The sequence below is a fragment of the Neobacillus niacini genome (assembly GCF_019749295.1).
Lineage (GTDB): Bacteria > Bacillota > Bacilli > Bacillales > Cytobacillaceae > Neobacillus > Neobacillus niacini_D.
Genome location: NZ_JACWFG010000012.1, coordinates 62,691 through 83,320, shown reverse-complemented (window position 1 = coordinate 83,320; position 20,630 = coordinate 62,691). Strand labels below are relative to the sequence as shown.

Here is a 20,630-nt window from a genome sequence, read left to right as displayed (position 1 = left end):
AATGCGAGTTTTACTAGTAGAAGATCATCCGTTGTTTCGAGATGGATTAGCTAGAATGCTGGAAAGTGTGGAGGATGTTGAGATAGTGGCGGAAGCGGGAACAGGTGAAGAAGCAGTTCAATTGGCGGAACAGCTGAAACCCACCATTGTTCTCATGGACCTTAGCTTGCCAAAAATGAGTGGTATCGAGGCCGCCAAACGGATTATCCAAAAACAGCCCAATATTGGCATTTTGATATTAACCATGTACGACGATGACAGTTCTGTGTTTGCAGCGATGAGGGCAGGAGCAAGGGGATACCTTTTAAAAGAGGCCAATCGAAATGAAATCATTCGAGCTATCCAGGCTGTAGGGGATGGGGAAGCTATCTTCAGTCCATCGATTGCAAGAAGAATGATGTACTATTTTGAAGCAAGGTCAAAGCAAGCACAGGTGGATGTTTTCCCGCAATTAACAGAAAGAGAGCGAGAAGTGTTAGACCACATTGCCCGAGGAGAAAATAATGCAGATATAGCCAGTGGATTAGGATTAAACCAAAAAACGGTTCGAAACCATGTTTCCAACATCTTAAGTAAATTACATGCCAGCGACCGTGCCCAAGCGATTATCATGGCGAGAGAAGCTGGATTAGGTAAAGATAAAGATAACGATAAATCCTAAAGGAGCCCTTTTTTAAGGGTTCTTTTTTTATGAAGAAACTTCCCGGCCTTGGCGGGACAGTGGTCACATGACCCCGGGACGCCGGGATTGATACAGTTAGGTTAATAAATCGAAAGGATGTTGATCATTATGGATTTAAACAAGGTGATTCGTCTGTTAGCTAATTTTAGTATCATTGGGGGATTTTTTCGCGCTCTTATGTGCCCGCTGGCATTAGTATGGGGGATGAATAGCCCGCAAGAATTAACAGCAGGAGTTCTTGGAACGTTATTTATGGGATTAGGTATTTTCGGATTGTATTTCTCAGCTCAAAAAGAGTTTGGAAAATTAGGATTCACCGCGTTTATCCTATATGCCTTTGGAAGCTTTATTCTAATGGGAATGGTGTTTGCCACCTTAGTGTTTGCGGTCTATGACCCTAAAGTATTACAAATGGATATGCCGCCATTACCAATTCTAATTGCAAGTCCGTTGATGATGCTGTCAGTTATGTTATCTATGATCCTGCTAGGAATTGCTGTGTTAAGGACGAAAGTATTTTCTAAAGTGCCTGCTATTTTGATTATAATTGCGCCGATTCTGAACTTTATTCCAGTGGTTGGCGGTTTCTCAGTACTTGCCTGGGGTATTCCCTTCATGTGGTTTGGGGTGGAAGTATTAAAGAAATCACGGGAAAATGCGCTAGTTGAAAATATAACAGTCGAAAAAACGGTTCTATAATGTTAGGCATCCTCAAAGTAGGATGCTCTTTTTATTGGAGGTTTTTCCTAGTTGAGATTAGTGAGAGGAATAGATTTGTAACTTTCTTCCTGTGTTTATTTTGTTTTTTTTAGGAAAAAGGTTGGATGGTATTTTAATATATATAATATTAAAATAATTCTACATTATAAAAATACATATAGTTTTATAAAAATACATATTAGTGTGGAGGTTCTTTATGAAGAAGAAAAAGATTGCCGGTCTTTTAGCGGTGAGTTTACTTACCGCGGTCCCGTTTTCAACAGGATTTGCTGAAGGCCCAAAGTGGACGAATGTTAATGTGGTCGAGGAGCAGGATGGCAGCAAGTTCAATAGCGAAAACTATGACTTTATGAAATTCTCTCAAATAGGTTCGAAATTAACAGCTATTGAAAAACAATCCAATCGAGTAAAAGTGGAAGTCCGTGGGACATCTGCTGATGGGTATCCTCTTTATGTAGTAACCATTGCAGATCCAACAACACAAGGGAAGTTTGGAAAATTCCAGTCTCTTAGAAAACAAATGTTTAAGAATCCTGGAAAGGCACAAGAGTGGATTGCAGCAAATCCAGACTTTAAAGTCCCGATTATGATTAATGGCTCAATCCATGGAACTGAGTTTGTAGGCAGTGACGCTGTAATACAGCTTATCGAACGCTTTGCAACTCAGAATGACACAGAAACCAAAAACATTTTAGAAAATAATATTCTTATATTTAATGTCGTGCAAAACCCTGATGGCCGTGTGGATGCTACTCGTTTTAATGGAGAAGGCGTTGATATAAATCGAGATTTTATCACTCAATCCCAGCCTGAAACTCAAGAAACGGTTGAATTAATTAAAGAGTGGAATCCAATGGTATTCCTTGATACCCATGGCTATGTAAAGAATTATGGGCCTAATCTGCAGGGATTAATTGAACCATGTACGCCGCCGCATAATCCTAACTATGAATATGATCTCTATAATAAGTGGGCAGTAGATCAGGCAAAAGCCATGGAAGCGGAGATTATGGGTGACAAGGAAAGCTTTTCAGGCAATTTGTATAAAAGTATGGAGGGAGTATACGTGCCACAGCGTGATGATGCTGCTGGATGGGATGATTATCCGCCAATTTTTACTCCAATGTATGCAATGTACCATGGAGCTTACGGCCACACGTTAGAGGCTCCAACCAATGACTTGGACGGGGTACGCTGGATGTATAATGCAATCATGGGAGCATTGAATTTTGCCACTGAAAATAAACAAGAAATGATTAAAGACCAAATCGAGATGTTTAAACGCGGTATTAACTTTGATCATCCTACCCACAAGGAAGGATTCTTCCCGAATGCTTATATTTTGCCAGTGGATGAAAAGGACCCTACGGTAACAAACAAAGCTGTTAATCATTTACTAAAGAATGATATTGAGGTGAAAGAAGCAACAAAGGCATTTACTTTTGATGGTAAGACTTATCCGAAGGGAACGTATCTTGTTCAGATGGACCAAGCCAAGGCTGGTTTAGCAAACACCATGCTATGGGATGGTGAAGACATCTCTAACGATACAACAGCTATGTATGATATTTCCGCATGGAGTCTGCCTAAGCTATGGGGCTTTGAAGCCGTAGAGGCGCACAGTCCTGTAAACGTTACTGCCAAACAGGTAAATCAAGTGACCGTTCAAGGTGCTGTTACAGGTAAAGGACCATATGTGATTCCAAACAGTTCTGTAAAGGCAGTTGAATTAGTTAATACCTTACTCAACCAAGGAGTAGCTATTTCGCGCGATGGAGAGGGTAACTTTTATACAAGCGCTGCTGCGAATAAAATAGCAACTGCTGTGAAAGAGTCTGGTTTACAGATTGGATCAGCTGCAGCAGTGCCAGAGGATGTAAGTGAATTATCAAGCCTGCAGGTAGCAATTCTGAAGGATGGCGGTATGGGGAAAGTCCAGTCTCACAGCGGGACAAAACTTGCCTTGAAGAGACTAGGTTTTGAGGTTACAGAAGTAACGCCTGTGGAAGTTGCTGAAAATGGTTTACAAGGCTTCGATGTATTTGTGTATAGTGGGACAGAAAGTCTTATTTCTACTAACCTATCTGCTGCAAACAAAGAATTTGGTTTCCAAAATGCTGACCAATTTTCAACTTTTAAAAGCAATGTAACAAGCTTTGTCGACAATGGAGGTAAATACATTGCCATAGGTGCTGGCGCATCCCGAGCAGCAGAAACTCTGGGTTTGACTGATAACAAGACGAATAGTGCTGGATCAAACAGTAATGGTATTGTGAAGGTAAATTATGATGGAACAGGATTAACTGCAGGTTATGATCAGGATGACATTGGATTTGTTTACCGCCCAGCTTGGTATACGGTTACTGGAAATGATGAAGTGGCTGCTACTTTAGCAAACTCAGATGACTTCTTTGTAGCTGGCCATTGGAGAAACGGTAAACCTCAAGCCAAGGGTCAACCTGTTATCGTAAAAGAGGACAATAAAGACGTAACCCTAATAGGTTTAGAGGCAGGATTCCGAGACCACACCGACTATTTGTTTAGACTCCTATCCAATGCCATATTTGAAAAATAATAGAATGGTTTAAGACACAAAGACGCTTGGAATGGATGGATCCAAGCGTTTTTTGTATCTTGATGCAGCATTGAATCAGGTTTTATTTTTTATGCAGGTATTTCAACAATACGAGGAGAAATTACATATTACAATATCAAGTTGTGAGGAGATAGATGAATGGCCTTTACTGAAATAGAAATTACAGCTCAATCGAATTATTATCATGTTAATAATGTAAAGCTATATGAATATTTAGATGACGCCCGCTTAGAGTGGTATAAATATAGTGTTTCACTAGGTGTAGAATCTGTTTTAGTACATATCAGTGCCGATTTTAAAAAAGAAATCTTCCATCAGGACCAGCTTCGGATTCGAACAGCACTCAAAGTGATAGGAAATACTAGCTACACACTTAAGCAGACAGTGATGAATCAGCGTGATGAACAAGTAGTTTCTGCTAAGGTTGTTCTAGCGACAATAGACAGGGAAAAAAGAACGAAAGTTGCCGTGCCGCATGAAATTCGCGAACTTATGGATGAACCTTCCGTGATAAATTTTAATCTAGTAAACACCATAAAAAATCCTTAGGAACACATTCCTAGGGATTTTTGAATACTTATTCAAATTTTGGTGACATGCATGGTGTGGAATAACCATAACAGCGGAACCCGTGTTTTTCAAGAATGGGCTTACTCATAGGACTGGCATCGACCGTCAGTAAAGGATAACCATACTCAACCGCCTCACGTGCACGGACTGCTAGGAGAGAACTATAAAAGCCTTTCTTACGGTAATCAGCTAGGGTTGAACCTCCCCAAAGACTAGAAAATGGTGTGCCTTCATGAAGGTACATCCAAGCTGCACTAACTATTTTTCCATCAACGAAGGCACCATAGAGGGAGAGGTTAGCGGAATTGTCATTAAAATCACGAATAAGACGATCGCCTAAATCCTGATGATTTTCGTTCCAAACCCCATCCTCTAGTTTAATAATCTCCCAGATTTCTTGTTCCGTCTTAATTTTTCTTACTTCTGGAAGAACCCGAGTGTGAAGGAGCTGATTTGCTTCTGTTAAATCAGAAATCATGAGTGCCTCGGATTCTTCTAGTGTAAATCCTTTTTTTCGTAATTTCTCCTTTAAATCTACAGGTTGGTCATAATCAAAAACCTTCCACTCGAATTGTTGCTTTACGTTTTTATAATAAGCAATTTGCTGCTCTATGATATGGTCAGCATTACTTTCATCCATTTTCGAATAAGAGATAAATCCGTGTTCAGTTGTTAACGAAACCTTCCTAACAATAGAATCGGTCACTTCCATAAGCGCATCTGGCTCAGTCATTTCAATCCGTATGTGTTGATTATAGAGATTTAAAATCTTGTCTCTGTCCATAAAAATCCTCCTTTAAAGATTAATCATATAATAATTTTTTCCTAGTTAGTAGCAGTTTTATTTTGACTTTTTAAAATATTTAGAAATGATAGTACAGGATTATATCCAAAAAAATACAATGTGTGGGGAAAACTACGGTGACAGGCACCGCTCGTGGACAGTGTCCACCTGGGGCGGACACTACAATCAAAAAAAGGATTGGGTACCAGATTTGGTCCCAATCCTTTTTGATTTATAGTGGTTTTTTTGACGATTTTTTTGAAACTCTTACTACGTTGAAGATGCTGGCTGCTAAACCTCCCCAGAGTATGACCATTCCGACAATCATCATTGTAAGTGCACTTGCCGACATGTTAAGCAACCTCCTTATTCGGATCTGTATTTACGTTGGCTTTCCATTTTTTTAGTGATAGGAGGATTCCTCCAACAATACTTACCACAACTACTAGTATACCTGCGTATAGGATTAGGTCTGTAGGATAGCCTTCATAGTTTTCTTTTAGATTTTGCCGGATGTTGTCAAACATCATATAACCTAAAACAATTGGTGTTACAATGCTTAAGCAAATCTTCCACCAAGCCCCAACTCGCAGGTCTGAGATGGCATTTGTATGTGACTGTATGCCGCCAAGTCCTTTAAAGAACCATGCAATTAATACTACTTCTACTAAACCGGCTGTTACTACACCGAAATTATTGATGAAATAATCCACAACATCTAGGAAGTATAATCCTCCATTTGTTGCAAATAGCAAGGAGATAACAGTAGCGGCTAAACCACTTGTTAATACCGCTTTTGTACGCGTTACATTAAATTTCTCTTGAATACCAGCTACAAACGTTTCAACAATTGAAATCAATGATGTCATACCAGCAAAAACAAGTGATAAGAAGAACAATGCACCAAAGAATCCATTCATTCCTGGGAATTCGTTAATAATACTAGGGAAGACAACAAACGCTAGTCCAATTCCGCTGCTTACTACTTCGTTAACTGCTACACCCTGCTGGTTTGCCATAAAGCCAAGAGCAGCAAAAACTCCAATACCTGCAAGTAATTCAAATCCAGAGTTAGCAAAGGCAGTTATGAATGCATTATTATTAATATCTGATTTTTTTGGCAGATAACTAGAGTACGTAATCATTATGGCAAATCCAATAGATAAGGAGAAGAAAATTTGTCCATAAGCGGCAATCCATACCTTGCCATTGAAAATCATATCCCAGTTAGGTTTAAAAAAGGCATCCAAACCTTGAACGGCACCTTCTAATGTAACGGCACGAATAACGATAATTAAAAACATAACGACTAATGTAGGAAGGAAAATCTTATTTAGCTTTTCAATTCCTTTTGAAACACCACGATATAGGACGAAAATAGTCACTGCCCATATGAATAGTAATGGAACTACAACTCCTGGCACTAATCCGCCGATTTGGCCTGGTTTTTCAGCTAGCTTTAAAACATCTCCAAATAAGAAACTGCTAGGATCTGACCCCCATTGAGTACCAAAAGAGTATATAGCGTATTTTACTGCCCAAGCAACAATGACAGCATAATACGTACAGATTACAAAAGAGATTAATAGCTGCCACCACCCAAGCCATTCAGCTTTTTTATTTAAACGGAATAGTGAGAGCGGTGCTGAACCTCTGTATTTCTGCCCTAGAGTGAATTCTAGAATTAAAATTGGAATTCCTGCTGTTAAAATAGCGAATAAGTAAGGTAAGAAAAATGCTCCCCCTCCATTTTCATATGCTACTGCTGGAAACCTCCAGATATTTCCTAATCCAACTGCAGATCCAACTGCAGCCATAATAAAGCCATATCTTGAGCCCCATTGTTGACGATTTTCCATGGTATAAACCCCCTGTGTAATTCTATCTTTTCTATTTTTTGTAAAAATTCAGATAACTATTTTGTTATATTAATATACCTGCTACTTTTTGAAATGTCAAACAATTATTTGTCGAAATAAGGCATTTTTCTTCTCGTATGCAAAATGGAGGAGAAGATAAGATGTTTTGAGGTGAGGGATTTGTAAAAAATGGATAATATTTTCTCTGTCAAACAATAATAACTACATTTAAATGATGCTTTATAAGGGGGAATGATTTATGAGGTTTTTGAGAAAAAGGATGGCCCTAATCACATTTAGCGCCTTACTATTATTGGGCTATCAAGAGACTTGTAATGCGAATGGTATGGAGCAAAAGGGGGAAATAAGAAATATTATTTTTTTAATTGGTGATGGTATGGGGGTTTCCTTCACATCGGGTTACCGTTACTTTAAAGACAATCCAGACACTTTAGAATTAGAATCAACGGAGTTTGGGCCATACCTAGTTGGTCAGCAGACAACCTTTCCGAATGATCCAAATTATAATGTAACAGACTCTGCAGCCTCGGCAACAGCAATGGCAACGGGTGTAAAAACCTATAACGGAGCGATTGGGATTGGGAATGATCACTCCAAATTGAAATCAGTCCTTGAAGCCGCTAAGGAAAAAGGGAAAGCTGCAGGACTTGTTGCGACTGCACAAATTACCCATGGTACTCCTGCAGCATTTGGTGCTCATGTTGTCCAGAGAAAAAGTATGAGTGCTATAGCGGATGATTATTATCAGGATTTAGTAAACGGCCACCATAAGATAGATGTCCTATTGGGCGGTGGATCAGAATGGTTTATCCGTAGTGATAGGAATTTAGTAGAGGATTTTGTAAAAGACGGCTACAGCTATGTAAGAAACCTGGAAGAGCTTCAAAACGATCATAGTCCCCAGGTGTTGGGACTATTTGCAAGGAGGGGTCTCCCGAAAATGATTGATCGGCCAAAGGGCGTTCCTTCTTTGGCGGAAATGGCAGGTTCAGCTATTGAAAGACTTAGTAAAAATGATAATGGATTTTTTCTAATGATAGAAGGAAGTCAAATTGACTGGGCAGGCCATGACAATGATATCGTTGGGGTCATGAGTGAAATGGAGGACTTCGAGGAAGCCTTTAAAGCTGCTATTGATTTTGCAAAAAAGGACGGACATACATTAGTGATTGCAACAGCTGATCATTCCACGGGTGGGTACACGATTGGTGCACAGGGGCAATATAATTGGTTTAGTTCTGTGATTAAAGCAGTGAAGCGCACACCAGATTATATAGCGGCTAAAATCGTTAATGGTGCCGATGTCAAGGAAGCCTTAACAAAATATATCGAATTTCCTTTAACAAGAAATGAAATTAATTCCGTTCAGCGTGCAGCAAGGACCCACAAAGCAAGAAACATCGACAATGCTATAGAAGAAATCATCAATACTCGTTCCTTCACAGGCTGGACAACAAAGGGACACACAGGCGAAGACGTAAACGTATATGCCTACGGACCAGGAAGCGAGCGGTTCAGAGGACAAATCGACAACACCGACCACGCAAAAATCATCTTTGACATCCTTAAATAACATCTTTTTGGTGCCTGTCACCACCTAGAGGGTGGTGACAGGCACCAAGGTGACACCTAAAGGGTGTTCACCGCTTGTGGACACTTTCCACCTCAGGCGGAGAGCCGCCGATTTTTACGAAGCCTGAACTTCCATGACACAAGTAAAACCTGAGCCTAATAAAAAGGGCTCAGGATTTTTATTTTATTGAGGTCCAATTCTTCAATGCTTCAAGCATATATTTTTTTTGCAGGTTTATTAATAACACTAGAATATTGGTGGATTACTTCTTCAAATATTTGATCCCATTTTTGTGTAAGAGCATACTTCCTTGCATTTCCAGCCATTTGAAGTCGTAAAGGTTCATTGTCTAACAAGTGATGAATACTTTTGGTAAAATCCGCTGCATTCCCTGGCTCACACAAATATCCTATAGTTCCGGTTGAAATTATATTTTTTACACCGCCGGCATTCGCCCCTATCACAGGGGTTCCGCTTGCAAGTGCCTCGAGAACAACATTTCCGAAGGTTTCAGTGGGAGATGGAAAGACAAATAGGTCTGAAGTTGAATAGATTTCAGCCAATTCAACGCCTTTCATATAGCCAGTAAAAGTCATATTTGGTAGTGCAGTCATTTTGAGTTCTTCAAGCAGCGGACCATCGCCTGCAATGAGCCAGTGTACTTGTTCATTTATTTCAGGAGGTAATGACGCAGCGACTTTCATGAGCGTTTTTAAATCCTTTTCTGGCGCTAATCTGCCAACATAAGTAAGAATGAATTTTTCAGAAATGCTATATCGATTACGAATCATTTCTTTCTCGTAATAGGGATGGTAGGCTTGGCAATCAACACCTCTTGGCCAGATTTCCAGGTTGCTGAAGCCACGGCTATTTAGTTTTTCTAGCGTGTCAATTGAAGGTACAAAAAGTTTTTCAAATGAACGATGAAACCATTTCATATATTTCCATAGTGGTTTAGCAAGAAATTGAAGGTCATAAAATTGTAAATAGTCGTTGAAATCGGTGTGATAGGAGCCGACTAGGGGGATATTAAACTTTTTTGCAAAATAGACTCCAGAAAGACCTACCGTGAACGGAGTTGCGACATGAATCAAATCTGGAGAGAATTGCTCTATTTCAGTTTTTAGCTGCAATATATTAGGTATGGCCAATCTGCATTCAGGATAGAGGAAAAAGGATAGACTTTTAAATCGGTGTATATGATCTGAAACATATTCATTTGAAAGTGCAAGAGGTGCAAAAACTTTATAGGAAATCTGTTGGCTCTCAAGATAATGAGTAAAATTTTTTAGCGTATTTGCAACCCCATTTACTTCTGGATAAAAGGTATCCGTGAAAATAGCAATTTTCATATTAGCCCCCTTTTGGAAAAGTTCCGAATCCAATCCTAGGACAACAAATAAAAACAAAGACTTCCGAAGCATGCTCCAAGAATCCCTCCTGCAATAACGTCTGAAGGATAATGAAGCCCTAGATAGATTCTCGATATAGCTACACTAAGCCCTATAGGAAGGAGAATAGCAGCTAAAGGAGGAATTTGAATTAAAAATGGAACAATAACTGAGAAAACAGCTGTTGTATGACCAGATGGAAAAGAATGATCTTTTAAAGGATTAGGCAGAATTTTTGTTGTTTCAATTTGTAAATAGGGCCTTTTTCGCGGGAAAAGCTTTTTAACCAGTTGAACAGGTATATGACTCAAAGCAAGGGCAAAAGCGCTTGAAATCGCTGTAAGTCGAGTTTGATTCGATGTTAAGATGATGAGTAATAGGGTAGTGGCACTTATAAAGAGAGCACCGCCAATTTGAGTGATTGTACGGAAAAAGAGATTCAAAATCCTTTTATCAAAATGGCTATTAATCTCTTGAAAGACTCTGCATTCGAATTGATATAAGGACTGGATTTTTCTCATCATGACTGTGTCTCCCTTTATTTAATGTTGCTCCGCAGGCTTTACATTAGTAATTGTTGGTCTGCCAATAGATACGTAGGTAATCGGATATTGTTCAATATCTTTAAGGGAATAGCAATTTCGTCCATCTAAAACAATTGGTTCTTTCATATAATCAGGGTACGTAAACAATGGCAGGTGCTTTATTTGGTCCCACTCGGTTGCAATGATTGCAAAGTCGGCACCTTTAAGCGCTTGACGAATGTTTGTTGTGTACTCAATTGAATTCCCTATCAGATTATGTGCATTTGTTATTGCAATTGGGTCATAAGCAGTCACAATGGATCCTTCTTCAAGTAATTCTTTAATAATGGTTAAGGAAACAGCGTCACGGATATCATCAGTTTCCGGCTTAAAAGCAAGCCCAAGCAAGGCTGCTTTTTTTCCCTTTAAGGGTCCTAGTAATTCCATTGCTTTCTTTACTAAAAGGGAGTGCTGCTGCTGGTTGACTTTAATGACGGACTCAAGCAATTCGAAGGGGTGACGGACATTGCCTGCCAGTTGAATGAGTGCTTTTGTGTCCTTTGGAAAGCATGAACCCCCATATCCAATTCCTGCTTGAAGGTACGAAGTCCCAATTCGTTTATCCATTCCCATCCCATAAGCAACTTCTTCAATATTCGCCTCAACTTTTTCGCAAAGATTGGCAATTTCATTAATAAAGCTTATCTTCGTTGCAAGGAAGGCATTGGAGGCATATTTTATCATCTCTGCACTCCGAATATCGGTTTGGATTAACGGAATCTTTAATGGAAGGTAAAGCTGTTCCATGATCGAGGCTGCTTCAGGATTATCAACGCCAATTACGATTCGATCTCCTAAAAAGAAATCCATTACCGCTGATCCTTCGCGAAGAAATTCTGGATTGGATACCACATCAACCCTGAGGTGACGAGGCTTGCGCTGTTGGAAAATTTGCTTAATCATATCATTTGTTCCAACAGGGACGGTGCTTTTTGTACAGACAATGACGTTATTTTTTATTGTGTGAGCAATAGTATAAGTTGCCGCATAAATGTAAGATAAGTCAACAGAACCATCTCTTTTTTCAGGCGTTCCGACTGCAAGAAAAATGACTTCAGCCTCAGAATAGGCGTGATTCTGATCCGTAGTAAAGCAGAGTTGTCCTTTGGAGAGATTCTTCTCTAATAAAGGTTCCAGTCCAGGTTCAAAGAAGGGGGAGTGTCCATTTTCGAGCATTTCTATTTTCTCTCTTTGTGTGTCTATACAGGTTACTTGATGACCTGCTTCTGCGAAACAAACTGCTGTAACCAAACCAACATTTCCTGCCCCGGCAACTGTAATCTTCATCGTATCCCTCCAAATAATAGTGTTATCTCCACTTTATCTGAAAAGTTTGAATTCTTTCTTAACCTAGTGTTAAAAGAGTGTAAAGACTTTGTATAGTTTTAATGGGGATTATTGCTTTCTTTTACTGGAAAAAAGTAGAGACCTGAGCCCTGGTGCGTTTGTTAGTGAACGCAGCATGGCTCAGGTCCCTATTTTGTATACCGATTGGCGTAACTTGAAGCTACGAAGGCATTTGGTTTAATCTTTGGTTCAACCCCCATGGATTCCATCCGTGAGACCATTTCTTTCACAAATTCTCTCGTTTTATTGCGTTTTCCGGCTCCAATGTCGATATGCCCTTCCATGGTGAAGGTTGCTCCCTGATAAACAAAGGGAAGGACGATATTGATTAATCGATTTTTTCTTTCCTCGTTAAATAGGGCAACAATGTCCTCTGTTAAAGAGAGTTCAAAGGAAATTCTTTCATGCAGCTGCGTCATCTTTCTAGGGATGATAATCTTTCTAATACAGGCCCAGGCTCCTTTACCTTGATTTTGAATGACGATTCCCGTAATAAATATCGTATGCCGCTTATGAACCTGTGAATCTGTTCCAACCATTAACCGATAATTCCCGCTGGGTGCTAAATTCATGAATTTTACAATGTGTTCAAAGACTTGTTCAAACGACATGCTTTTCTCACGAAGATTCTGAAACGAATAATCAAAAACTTGATAATTTTTCATTCAATACACCACATCTTTCCTTTCGTATTTATTAATTCCTCTTACATTTCTTAATATTATTTTATGGAATAAAAATTATTCTTGTGCACCAGTAATAGGACAGGTTGCAAACAAAGTTGTCCAAATACGAAAATCCTTAAACTCAAACAAGTTAGCAGAACCAGCTCATGGCAACGTTAAATTTTCGTAAATAAGTAAAACAGCATTAAAAGTATTCTTAGAACTATTAAACATTGAGACAAATTGTCCGCCTGGGGTGGACAGTGTCTTTCTGTGGTGCCTGTCACCACTAATGTGTCACCGCTATCAGACTGGAAGGATAATACCATTGTCAATTTTGTGTGTTTTTGCTAAATTAGTGTCTTGGGTGTGGAGATAATTTTTGTTAGGGGAGGGTTTTTTATATGAAGATGATTGAGAATTTTATGAATAGTGCAAATACGCTGCTTTGGTCATATGTTTTAATTATTATGTTAGTTGGTTTAGGTCTGTATTTTACTTTCCGAACTAATTTCGTACAATTTCGAATGATTGGGGAAATGTTTCGGTTAATGGGTGAAGGTGCAACTTCTGGCAAAAAGGGAGTTTCTTCTTTCCAGGCATTCTGTATCAGTACTGCTTCTAGAGTAGGTACAGGGAACCTTGCGGGTGTCGCGATAGCGATTACAACAGGTGGTCCAGGTGCTGTATTTTGGATGTGGCTTATAGCTCTTATCGGATCAGCATCTGCGTTTGTGGAAAGTACCCTTGCACAGATTTTCAAGGTAAAAGAAGGGGACACTTTCCGAGGCGGGCCAGCTTACTATATGGAAAAAGCGTTAAAAGCTCGTTGGATGGGCGTTACATTCGCTGTGTTAATCTCCATCACTTTCGGACTGGCTTTCAACTCTGTTCAGGCAAACACGATTACCAGCTCTTTGAACAATTCCTTTGGTATTGATAAAACCGTTATTGCTGTTATTCTTGCAGTAATCACGGCTGTCATTATTTTTGGCGGTATTAAAAGAGTTGCCAAAGTTGCTGAGTGGATGGTTCCGATTATGGCAGGAGCTTATGTATTAATTGCTCTCTATATTATGGTAACTAATTTCACTGAAATCCCTGGTGTTATATCATTGATTTTTAAAAGTGCATTTGGTTTTAATGAAGTAGCAGGCGGGGCTCTTGGAGCTGCGATGATGAATGGGATTAAACGCGGATTGTTCTCAAACGAAGCTGGAATGGGTAGTGCACCGAACGCAGCCGCAGCTGCTGACGTCAGCCATCCAGTTAAACAGGGGCTTGTTCAATCGCTTAGTGTATTTGTGGACACGCTTGTGATTTGTAGTTCAACAGCATTTATCATTCTTTTGTCAGGGATGTATACTTCTGAGGAAGCAAACGGAATTGTCTTAACACAAAATGCACTTGAAGGTTCATTAGGGTCATGGGCAGGGACATTCCTTGCATTCATCGTTTTCTTATTTGCCTTCAGTTCAATTGTAGGTAATTACTATTATGCAGAATCTAATATTGAATTTATTAAGAAAAATAAAGTGTTCTTAAACCTCTTCCGAGTGTTAGTAGTCGGAATGGTAGCTTTTGGGGCAATAGCAGAATTGAGCTTTGTCTGGAATCTTGCAGACTTGTTTATGGCATTAATGGCGGTTATTAACCTAATTGCCATCGCGCTATTAGGGAAGTTCGCCTATGCAGCACTTGCAGATTATAAGAAACAAAAGGCTAAAGGAAAGAACCCAGTTTTCTATTCATCCAATATCGAAGGGTTAACGAACCTTGAGGCATGGGAAGATGCTCCAGAAGGATCTAAGTCTAAGAGAAAAATAGTTTAAAATGTTGAGTGACAGGTACCTGGGTGCCTGTCACTTTTTTTAGTTATGGCTATCACGGCTCCCGCCAATATACACAAAGAAATTCCATTAGGGTGAGATGCAGGTAGAAATCGAATAATAAAGGTAATTGTTGGTAAGGTTATTAATAGACAGGAGCCGAAGGAGAATCATTTCTATGCCACATCAGAAGTTTCAGTCAGCCAGCATAAAGCCGCGCTATTCTAAAGGGGAAATATCAGTATTTGGAACCAATTCAGTATATCCCCGCACGCCTTGGATTGCAGCTTGGTGGTCTGCTGCTTTTCCTGGCTTTGGGCACATGTTTATAGGTAAATATCTACATGGCTTAATTTTAATCATCTGGGAGCTTGTGGTAAACAATCTGTCCCATCTAAACATGTCGATTGCCTTCTCCTTTCTTGGAAGGTTTGATGAGGCAAAGGAGATATTAAATCAAGACTGGGCTCTGCTTTATGTGGCAGTGTATATATATTCTATCTGGGACAGTTACCGCTGTGCGGTTGAAATCAAAAAAAGCCACATTCTGGCCGAAATTGAGGATGCACCTGTCACACCTTCAGATGTTACCTTTTTTGATGTTGTAATTCTTGACAAAAAGAGCCCCTTGATAGGTTCGCTCTGGTCCATTTTTACACCAGGGCTGGGGCAATTATATGGCGGCAGTACGGTTGTTGGCACATTTATTCTGGCTTGGTGGATATATGTTTGCTATAAGGCTGCGGCTGTTCGCACCTTTCTCCATTCATTCCTAGGAGACTTTGATAAAGCAGCTGCTTCTGTGGATTGGCAGTGGTATTTATTCTTGCCTTCTATGTATGCCTTTGCTATCTATCAGGCGTATGTATCGGTAACTGAAAACAATACATTATACGATATTGAACAAATACGATTTCTCAGACTGAGGGATGCAAACTTGACACAACCAATCACAATGGATGACAACTCAACAAAAATAATCGTTTCAATGGACCATTCGCCTTTTGTAGAAATGCTGATCCATGATATTGAGAAACTGGGAGTGCCCTCGCAGAATATCGTAGCATTACCTCTAGAAAACCTTGATTCACAAATACACGTCATCGACACTATTCAGCGGGTAGATGGGAGAAGTGTTTTGGATGGGGCTATGATGGGTGGAACAATCTTTGCGGTCCTGGGCTCTATTTATGGTTTTAGATTGCACTGGGGACCAATAATTTGGGGACTGCTAGGTCTAGTAGGCGGTTTCTTCTTGGGATTGATCATCGAATTAGCGATCAGTAAAAAGAAAGTGAAAATGTTAGCAAGCCGCAAAAGTGAGGTTATTATAGAGGTAACATGTAATACCTCTCTTATAGACCAGCTGATTAAAGTTCTTAAATCACGGGGGGCAATGGGTTTCGTGGTAATGCCCAAGCGGTCAATATCTAATACATAACTTATTGCTAGAATAAATGGAGTGAACCAAAATGGGGGTTCACTCTATTATTTTGATTTCAATTATCTGCTAAATTTATTGTGGGGACAAGGTTGGTTGGTGTACTATTTGTATATTAGTTTTTTGGAATAGGGGTGCTTTTTGTTGGCTGCAGATTATGAAAAACAGATTTTAGCGTGGTTTGAGGATTTTCACGCAAATCCGGAGGTAAGCTGGAAGGAGGTTCGGACAACTCAAACCATTGCTGATATTTTAGAAGATTTGGGTGTTGCATATCGTATTTTCACTGATGTCACGGGACTTATTGCTGAGATTGGGGAAGGCGATGAAGTGATAGCAGTCCGAGCGGAAATGGACGCTTTATGGCAAGAGGTAGACGGAATTTGGCAGGGGAACCACTCCTGTGGTCATGACGCTATCATTTCAATGGTCTTAGGTGCGCTTCTTTATGTTAAAGATAAACAACTCACTAAAAAGCTGCGTTTTATTTTTCAGCCAGCTGAGGAAAAAGGTAATGGATCACTTGCGATGATAGAAAAAGGGGCAATTGAACTTGTCAGCCACTTATTTGGAATACATCTTCGTCCGTTAGAAGAGCTTCCATTAGGAAAAGTTTCTCCTTCTATCCATCATGGTTCAGCCATTTTTTTAGAAGGAAAAATCATTGGTGCAGATGCACATGGTGCACGGCCGCATCAAGGCAATAATGCACTAGATGTGATTGTTGGAATGCACCAATTCATTAAGTCTATCTACCTTTCACCATTTGAAGCCTACTCTGCAAAACTTACGAAAGTTATTGCTGGAGGTGAGAGCTTAAACATTATCCCAGGTACTGCGGAATTTGGAATTGATGTACGTGCTCAAAAAAATGAAGTTTTGGAAAAGCTTAAGGACCAAATTGATCAAGGCATGAACAGCTTAAAAGACCTTTATGGTGTTGATATCGAATGGAAATGGAGTGATTTTACTCCAGGTGCTGAGGTTTCTACTGACGCAGAAGCAATTGCCAAAGAAGCGATTGTGAATATTGCAGGCAGTGAGGCGCTTGCGCCGCCTGTCATCACGTCTGGCAGTGATGACTTCCATTTTTACACCATAAAAAACCCAAACTTGAAGGCAACGATGATTGGCGTGGGTGCTAATCTTCAACCAGGATTACATCATCCTAAAATGACCTTTGAGCCAGCTGTCCTTGACCTTGGGGCACGGATACTAGCTGAAACGCTGCTAAGAGCTTAATAGAAGGAAAAGGATTGTAAGGTGCCTGTTGCCATGTATTGGTGACAGGCACTTTCTTTTATAACAAATTTTTTATTTCCTTAATCTGCTCGATATGCCGTTCGTCGTGGAGATAAATTAGTTCGACCCATTGATCTAACGGCATATAACCAAAGAGGGGATGCTTGGCTGACTTTTCTGCAAGGATTGACTTATCGTCTAGTTGATTATAAAACTCTAAAAATAGGTTTCTTGATTGACCTAAAAGCTCACTAATACTTTGAAGATCCAGTGGGTCATCACTAGGTACGACCATATCTGGAGCTTTTGCTTTCTGAGTGCGGTCTACTGTTAACTGCACGGGTACTGGAGCTGCTTTCCTCCCGTTACTTTTACTTAGTCCGTAAATAATTGCTTGAGTAAAGACACGTTCTGCTAAGTACAAATGATGACATACTTGTGCGACACTCCACGTATCAGCGCTCGGTTTCTTATTCAATTCCTCATTGCTTAGACCAGAGATTTCATTAAGTAATTTTTTCCTCGTTGAAGTTAAGGTTTCCATTACATCCAGACTCATAAACAACCACGCTCCTCAAATGAACATTCATATTGTTTATATTCTTCAATATAAAAATTATTCCTTCCAAATCTCCAATGGAAAATATTATTGAATTTTAATTGTTATGTGAACAACAATAGTGTATGATGCATAGTATAAAGTATAGTGTATGACGCACAGCATAAAAGACAAAGGAGGCACACATGAGTACCTTATTAAATTCATTAACTACAGAGCTAAGGAGAGGTACATTGACATTGGCAGTGTTAAGTCAGCTCCGTACACCACAATATGGCTATTCCCTTGTCCAATTATTAGAACAATGTGGAATATCGATTGAACAAAGTACACTATATCCGTTGCTTCGCCGTCTGGAAAAACAAGAGCTAGTCACAAGCAGCTGGGATACAACTGAAAGCAGACCACGCAGATATTATGTGTTAACCCCATATGGAATCGAAATTTATCAACAATTAAAAAAAGAATGGGAAAAGACCTCACAAGAACTTTCCCTATTATTAAAAGGAGAGGATAACGAATGAGAATGATCGACCTTTATATTCAAGAGGTTACACGCAGGCTCCCTGAAAAAAGCCGAGAGGATATTGCACTTGAACTTCGCTCAACGATCGAGGATATGCTTCCAGATGATTACAAGGAGGAAGATGTTAAGTCTGTTCTTGAAAAAATGGGGAATCCAGCAATCCTTGCGAGTGGTTACCTAGATCGTCCTATGCATTTAATAGGACCGCGTTACTTTGATGTTTATATCAATCTGTTAAAAATAATTCTCCCCATTGCCGCAGTATTTTCCCTTATATCCTTGATAGCTACAACGATATTTTCTTATTCAGGTGACGAAGCAGTACTAAACGTAATTTTAGACTTAGCAGGCCACGGTATTTGGGGGATACTTAGCACTGGGGTTCAAGTGTTTTTCTGGTTGACGGTGGTGTTTGCGATTATCGAGCGAACAGACCATAAGCAAAGTCAGACTCCATTAACAGCATGTTTTAAAGAGTGGACGCCAGAAGACTTATATAATATTCCTTACATTCCAAAGGAAAAAGCTATATCAAAGGTGGAAGTGTTTCTCGGCTTGCTTTGGACAGCAATTTGGGCAAGTGTTTATTTCAATGCAGCCAGCCTTCTAGGAGTCTATGAGAAAGGAAGGAATGGCCTCGAATTCGTAACGCCAACATTCAATCATGAGGTACTGATTTCCTATTGGCCGCTGGCGGTCATTGTCATTGGGCTGGAGATTGCTTTAGACATGTATAAATTGAGAACGGGTCATTGGAATAGGAAGATTGCAGTGCTCAATACGGTTATGCATGTTGTCTCTTCAGTGGTATTTATCATCATCATTAGCAACAATCAATTATTTAATCCAGCCTTTGTTACTTATATAACGGATTTATTTAGTCTTTCTGGTGATTTTGGCAACTGGTTTGCCGGGGGTGCAATATTTACATTCGTTTTATTTGCTGTAATAGATATCTATCAAGGTTTTCGGAAAGCTAATATAAAGAAATAATAAAAGGCATCATCCAAAAGGATGGTGCCTTCTCTTTTAATTCTCCTGTTGTACCGTATGAAGCTGCTTATTTTTAAAGTAGAATAAGATAGTTATAAGAATGGTCAGCCCGCCATATAAGACGCACATTAGCTGCAGACCGATAAAATCTAGAAAGAATCCAGTTAAAAGCAGCACAATTTGGAAGCCAATCCGGTCAAGCATATTACGGAATGAGAAGAACCTTCCATGGAAATCCTTCGGTACTTTTGTTTGAAAAATGGTAGCTGCTGTTGGATAGAAGCAGCCAACGGAAAAACCAAAGACCAGGAATGCAGCAATGGTTATAACTGTAACGTCTGCAAAGAAAAGCAGAAGCTGGGACAAACCGACCAGAATCGAGCTGCTAAATAAAATGGTGTATGAAGTTAGTTTGTTACTTATCCTTTTAATGAAGAGAGCACCGGCCATAAAGGAAACTCCTTCGGCTGCATAAATCCAGCCTTTGATGGCAGAACTATCCTGGAGCTCACTAATGTTAATCACCAAAAGATTAAATCCGCCTAAAAACAAAAGTGGAACCAGCGTCATCAATAGGGTCATGAAGACTATCGGCAGACCCTTAATTACAGGTAAAACATCTTTAAAACTAGTCTTTTCTTTGGTAACCTTCGCAACAGAAGCATCACTGTTATTTTCCTCAAAGTTTAGAAACCATGTCAGGATGAGTAATCCTAGGTAGGCAGCTAGTGAACCTATATAGAGAATCGATAAGGGAAGAAGTACCAAAAGAATTCCCCCAAGGGCTGTACCGATGATTCGAGAAAGGGTGGATACATTCATATGCACTCCATTCATTTGAAGCAAATCCCTATCTTTCACAATAAGCGGAATCGTCGCCTGCAGTGCTGGAAAATAGAAGGCAGCCGAAATCTGGATCGAAACAAAAAAGACAAGCATCCACCAAACTGAACCAGTTGCGATTGCAATCAACATAAAAATGACACTGATTGTCCGCAGCAAACCCGACCATAGCATGACTGTTTTCTTGCTCGCCTGATCCGTAATTCTGCCAGCATACGGTCCTACGGCAATCCCCGCAACAAGGCCGGCAGCCATAAGAAGTGATTTTAAGAAATCAGAAGGTATCTTTTCCTGCATAAACTCTAAATTGCCAATAATTCCAAGCCATAAGCCAAGACCAGCGATAAATTCACCTGTTAAAATAATCCATACATTTCTGTTTTTCCACATAAGCCGGCCTCTCAA

At 39.8% G+C, this 20,630-nt stretch carries 19 protein-coding genes; 10 read left to right on the top strand and 9 right to left on the bottom strand.

Annotation, left to right across the window (positions count from 1 at the left end; all coding sequences use genetic code 11):
• The first annotated feature begins 1 nt into the window (after position 1).
• The 4 genes from H0184_RS17260 (at position 2) to H0184_RS17245 (ending at position 4,547) form a co-directional block, all read left to right on the top strand.
• Positions 2–661, top strand: a complete 660-nt coding sequence (locus H0184_RS17260) for a response regulator transcription factor (protein WP_260631643.1) — start codon at positions 2–4, stop codon at positions 659–661.
• A gap of 129 nt (positions 662–790) precedes the next feature.
• Positions 791–1,381, top strand: coding sequence for a hypothetical protein (locus H0184_RS17255; protein WP_221827272.1), 591 nt, complete (start codon positions 791–793; stop codon positions 1,379–1,381).
• 217 nt (positions 1,382–1,598) lie between these two features.
• On the top strand, positions 1,599–3,977 hold the full coding sequence (locus H0184_RS17250; protein WP_221827271.1) for a M14 family zinc carboxypeptidase: 2,379 nt from the start codon (positions 1,599–1,601) through the stop codon (positions 3,975–3,977).
• 159 nt (positions 3,978–4,136) lie between these two features.
• Positions 4,137–4,547 (top strand): acyl-CoA thioesterase, encoded by a 411-nt coding sequence (locus H0184_RS17245; protein ID WP_221827270.1) that lies wholly within the window; start codon positions 4,137–4,139, stop codon positions 4,545–4,547.
• A gap of 28 nt (positions 4,548–4,575) precedes the next feature.
• Here the strand turns inward: H0184_RS17245 and H0184_RS17240 are convergent, their stop codons facing one another.
• The 3 genes from H0184_RS17240 to H0184_RS17230 all read right to left on the bottom strand — a co-directional run bounded on the left by H0184_RS17240 (position 4,576) and on the right by H0184_RS17230 (position 7,211).
• The gene (locus H0184_RS17240; RefSeq protein WP_221827269.1) at positions 4,576–5,352 is read right to left on the bottom strand and encodes a GNAT family N-acetyltransferase; all 777 of its coding nucleotides are present in this window, start codon (positions 5,350–5,352) and stop codon (positions 4,576–4,578) included.
• Positions 5,353–5,584: 232 nt separating this feature from the next.
• Complete coding sequence (locus H0184_RS17235; RefSeq protein WP_221827268.1) at positions 5,585–5,704, bottom strand: methionine/alanine import family NSS transporter small subunit; 120 nt, start codon at positions 5,702–5,704, stop codon at positions 5,585–5,587.
• A 1-nt stretch (position 5,705) separates the two neighbouring features.
• A complete protein-coding gene (locus H0184_RS17230; RefSeq protein ID WP_221827267.1) occupies positions 5,706–7,211 on the bottom strand; it encodes a sodium-dependent transporter in 1,506 nt (501 codons plus the stop codon).
• Positions 7,212–7,470: 259 nt separating this feature from the next.
• Here H0184_RS17230 and H0184_RS17225 point away from each other — a divergent pair, with 259 nt between their 5' ends.
• Positions 7,471–8,805 carry an alkaline phosphatase gene (locus H0184_RS17225; RefSeq protein ID WP_221827266.1) on the top strand — a complete coding sequence of 445 codons (1,335 nt, stop codon included), beginning with the start codon at positions 7,471–7,473 and terminating at the stop codon, positions 8,803–8,805.
• Positions 8,806–9,014: 209 nt separating this feature from the next.
• Here the strand turns inward: H0184_RS17225 and H0184_RS17220 are convergent, their stop codons facing one another.
• From H0184_RS17220 to H0184_RS17205, 4 genes are all read right to left on the bottom strand, one after another.
• Positions 9,015–10,157 (bottom strand): glycosyltransferase family 4 protein, encoded by a 1,143-nt coding sequence (locus H0184_RS17220; RefSeq protein ID WP_221827265.1) that lies wholly within the window; start codon positions 10,155–10,157, stop codon positions 9,015–9,017.
• Positions 10,158–10,192: 35 nt separating this feature from the next.
• Positions 10,193–10,720 carry a phosphatase PAP2 family protein gene (locus tag H0184_RS17215; protein ID WP_221827264.1) on the bottom strand — a complete coding sequence of 176 codons (528 nt, stop codon included), beginning with the start codon at positions 10,718–10,720 and terminating at the stop codon, positions 10,193–10,195.
• 18 nt (positions 10,721–10,738) lie between these two features.
• Positions 10,739–12,067, bottom strand: a complete 1,329-nt coding sequence (locus H0184_RS17210; protein WP_221827263.1) for a UDP-glucose dehydrogenase family protein — start codon at positions 12,065–12,067, stop codon at positions 10,739–10,741.
• Between the two features lie 188 nt (positions 12,068–12,255).
• Positions 12,256–12,792: a ribonuclease H-like YkuK family protein gene (locus tag H0184_RS17205; protein WP_221827262.1), complete on the bottom strand. Its 537-nt coding sequence runs from the start codon at positions 12,790–12,792 to the stop codon at positions 12,256–12,258.
• Positions 12,793–13,196: 404 nt separating this feature from the next.
• On the opposite strand from H0184_RS17205, the gene H0184_RS17200 reads away from it, so the two are divergent.
• The 3 genes from H0184_RS17200 (at position 13,197) to H0184_RS17190 (ending at position 17,304) form a co-directional block, all read left to right on the top strand.
• Positions 13,197–14,624, top strand: coding sequence for an alanine/glycine:cation symporter family protein (locus H0184_RS17200; protein ID WP_221827261.1), 1,428 nt, complete (start codon positions 13,197–13,199; stop codon positions 14,622–14,624).
• 175 nt (positions 14,625–14,799) lie between these two features.
• Positions 14,800–16,062: a hypothetical protein gene (locus H0184_RS17195; RefSeq protein WP_221827260.1), complete on the top strand. Its 1,263-nt coding sequence runs from the start codon at positions 14,800–14,802 to the stop codon at positions 16,060–16,062.
• A gap of 144 nt (positions 16,063–16,206) precedes the next feature.
• Positions 16,207–17,304 carry an amidohydrolase gene (locus tag H0184_RS17190; RefSeq protein WP_221827259.1) on the top strand — a complete coding sequence of 366 codons (1,098 nt, stop codon included), beginning with the start codon at positions 16,207–16,209 and terminating at the stop codon, positions 17,302–17,304.
• A 58-nt stretch (positions 17,305–17,362) separates the two neighbouring features.
• On the opposite strand, the gene H0184_RS17185 is transcribed toward H0184_RS17190, so the two are convergent.
• Positions 17,363–17,863: a DinB family protein gene (locus H0184_RS17185; protein WP_221827258.1), complete on the bottom strand. Its 501-nt coding sequence runs from the start codon at positions 17,861–17,863 to the stop codon at positions 17,363–17,365.
• A 185-nt stretch (positions 17,864–18,048) separates the two neighbouring features.
• On the opposite strand from H0184_RS17185, the gene H0184_RS17180 reads away from it, so the two are divergent.
• Together H0184_RS17180 and H0184_RS17175 are read left to right on the top strand one after the other, a co-directional pair.
• The gene (locus H0184_RS17180; protein WP_221827257.1) at positions 18,049–18,387 is read left to right on the top strand and encodes a PadR family transcriptional regulator; all 339 of its coding nucleotides are present in this window, start codon (positions 18,049–18,051) and stop codon (positions 18,385–18,387) included.
• Positions 18,384–19,382, top strand: coding sequence for an HAAS signaling domain-containing protein (locus tag H0184_RS17175; RefSeq protein WP_221827256.1), 999 nt, complete (start codon positions 18,384–18,386; stop codon positions 19,380–19,382). Before H0184_RS17180 ends, H0184_RS17175 begins: the two co-directional genes overlap by 4 nt.
• 36 nt (positions 19,383–19,418) lie before the next feature.
• Here the strand turns inward: H0184_RS17175 and H0184_RS17170 are convergent, their stop codons facing one another.
• Positions 19,419–20,615 (bottom strand): MFS transporter, encoded by a 1,197-nt coding sequence (locus H0184_RS17170; protein WP_221827255.1) that lies wholly within the window; start codon positions 20,613–20,615, stop codon positions 19,419–19,421.
• Positions 20,616–20,630: the final 15 nt, after the last annotated feature.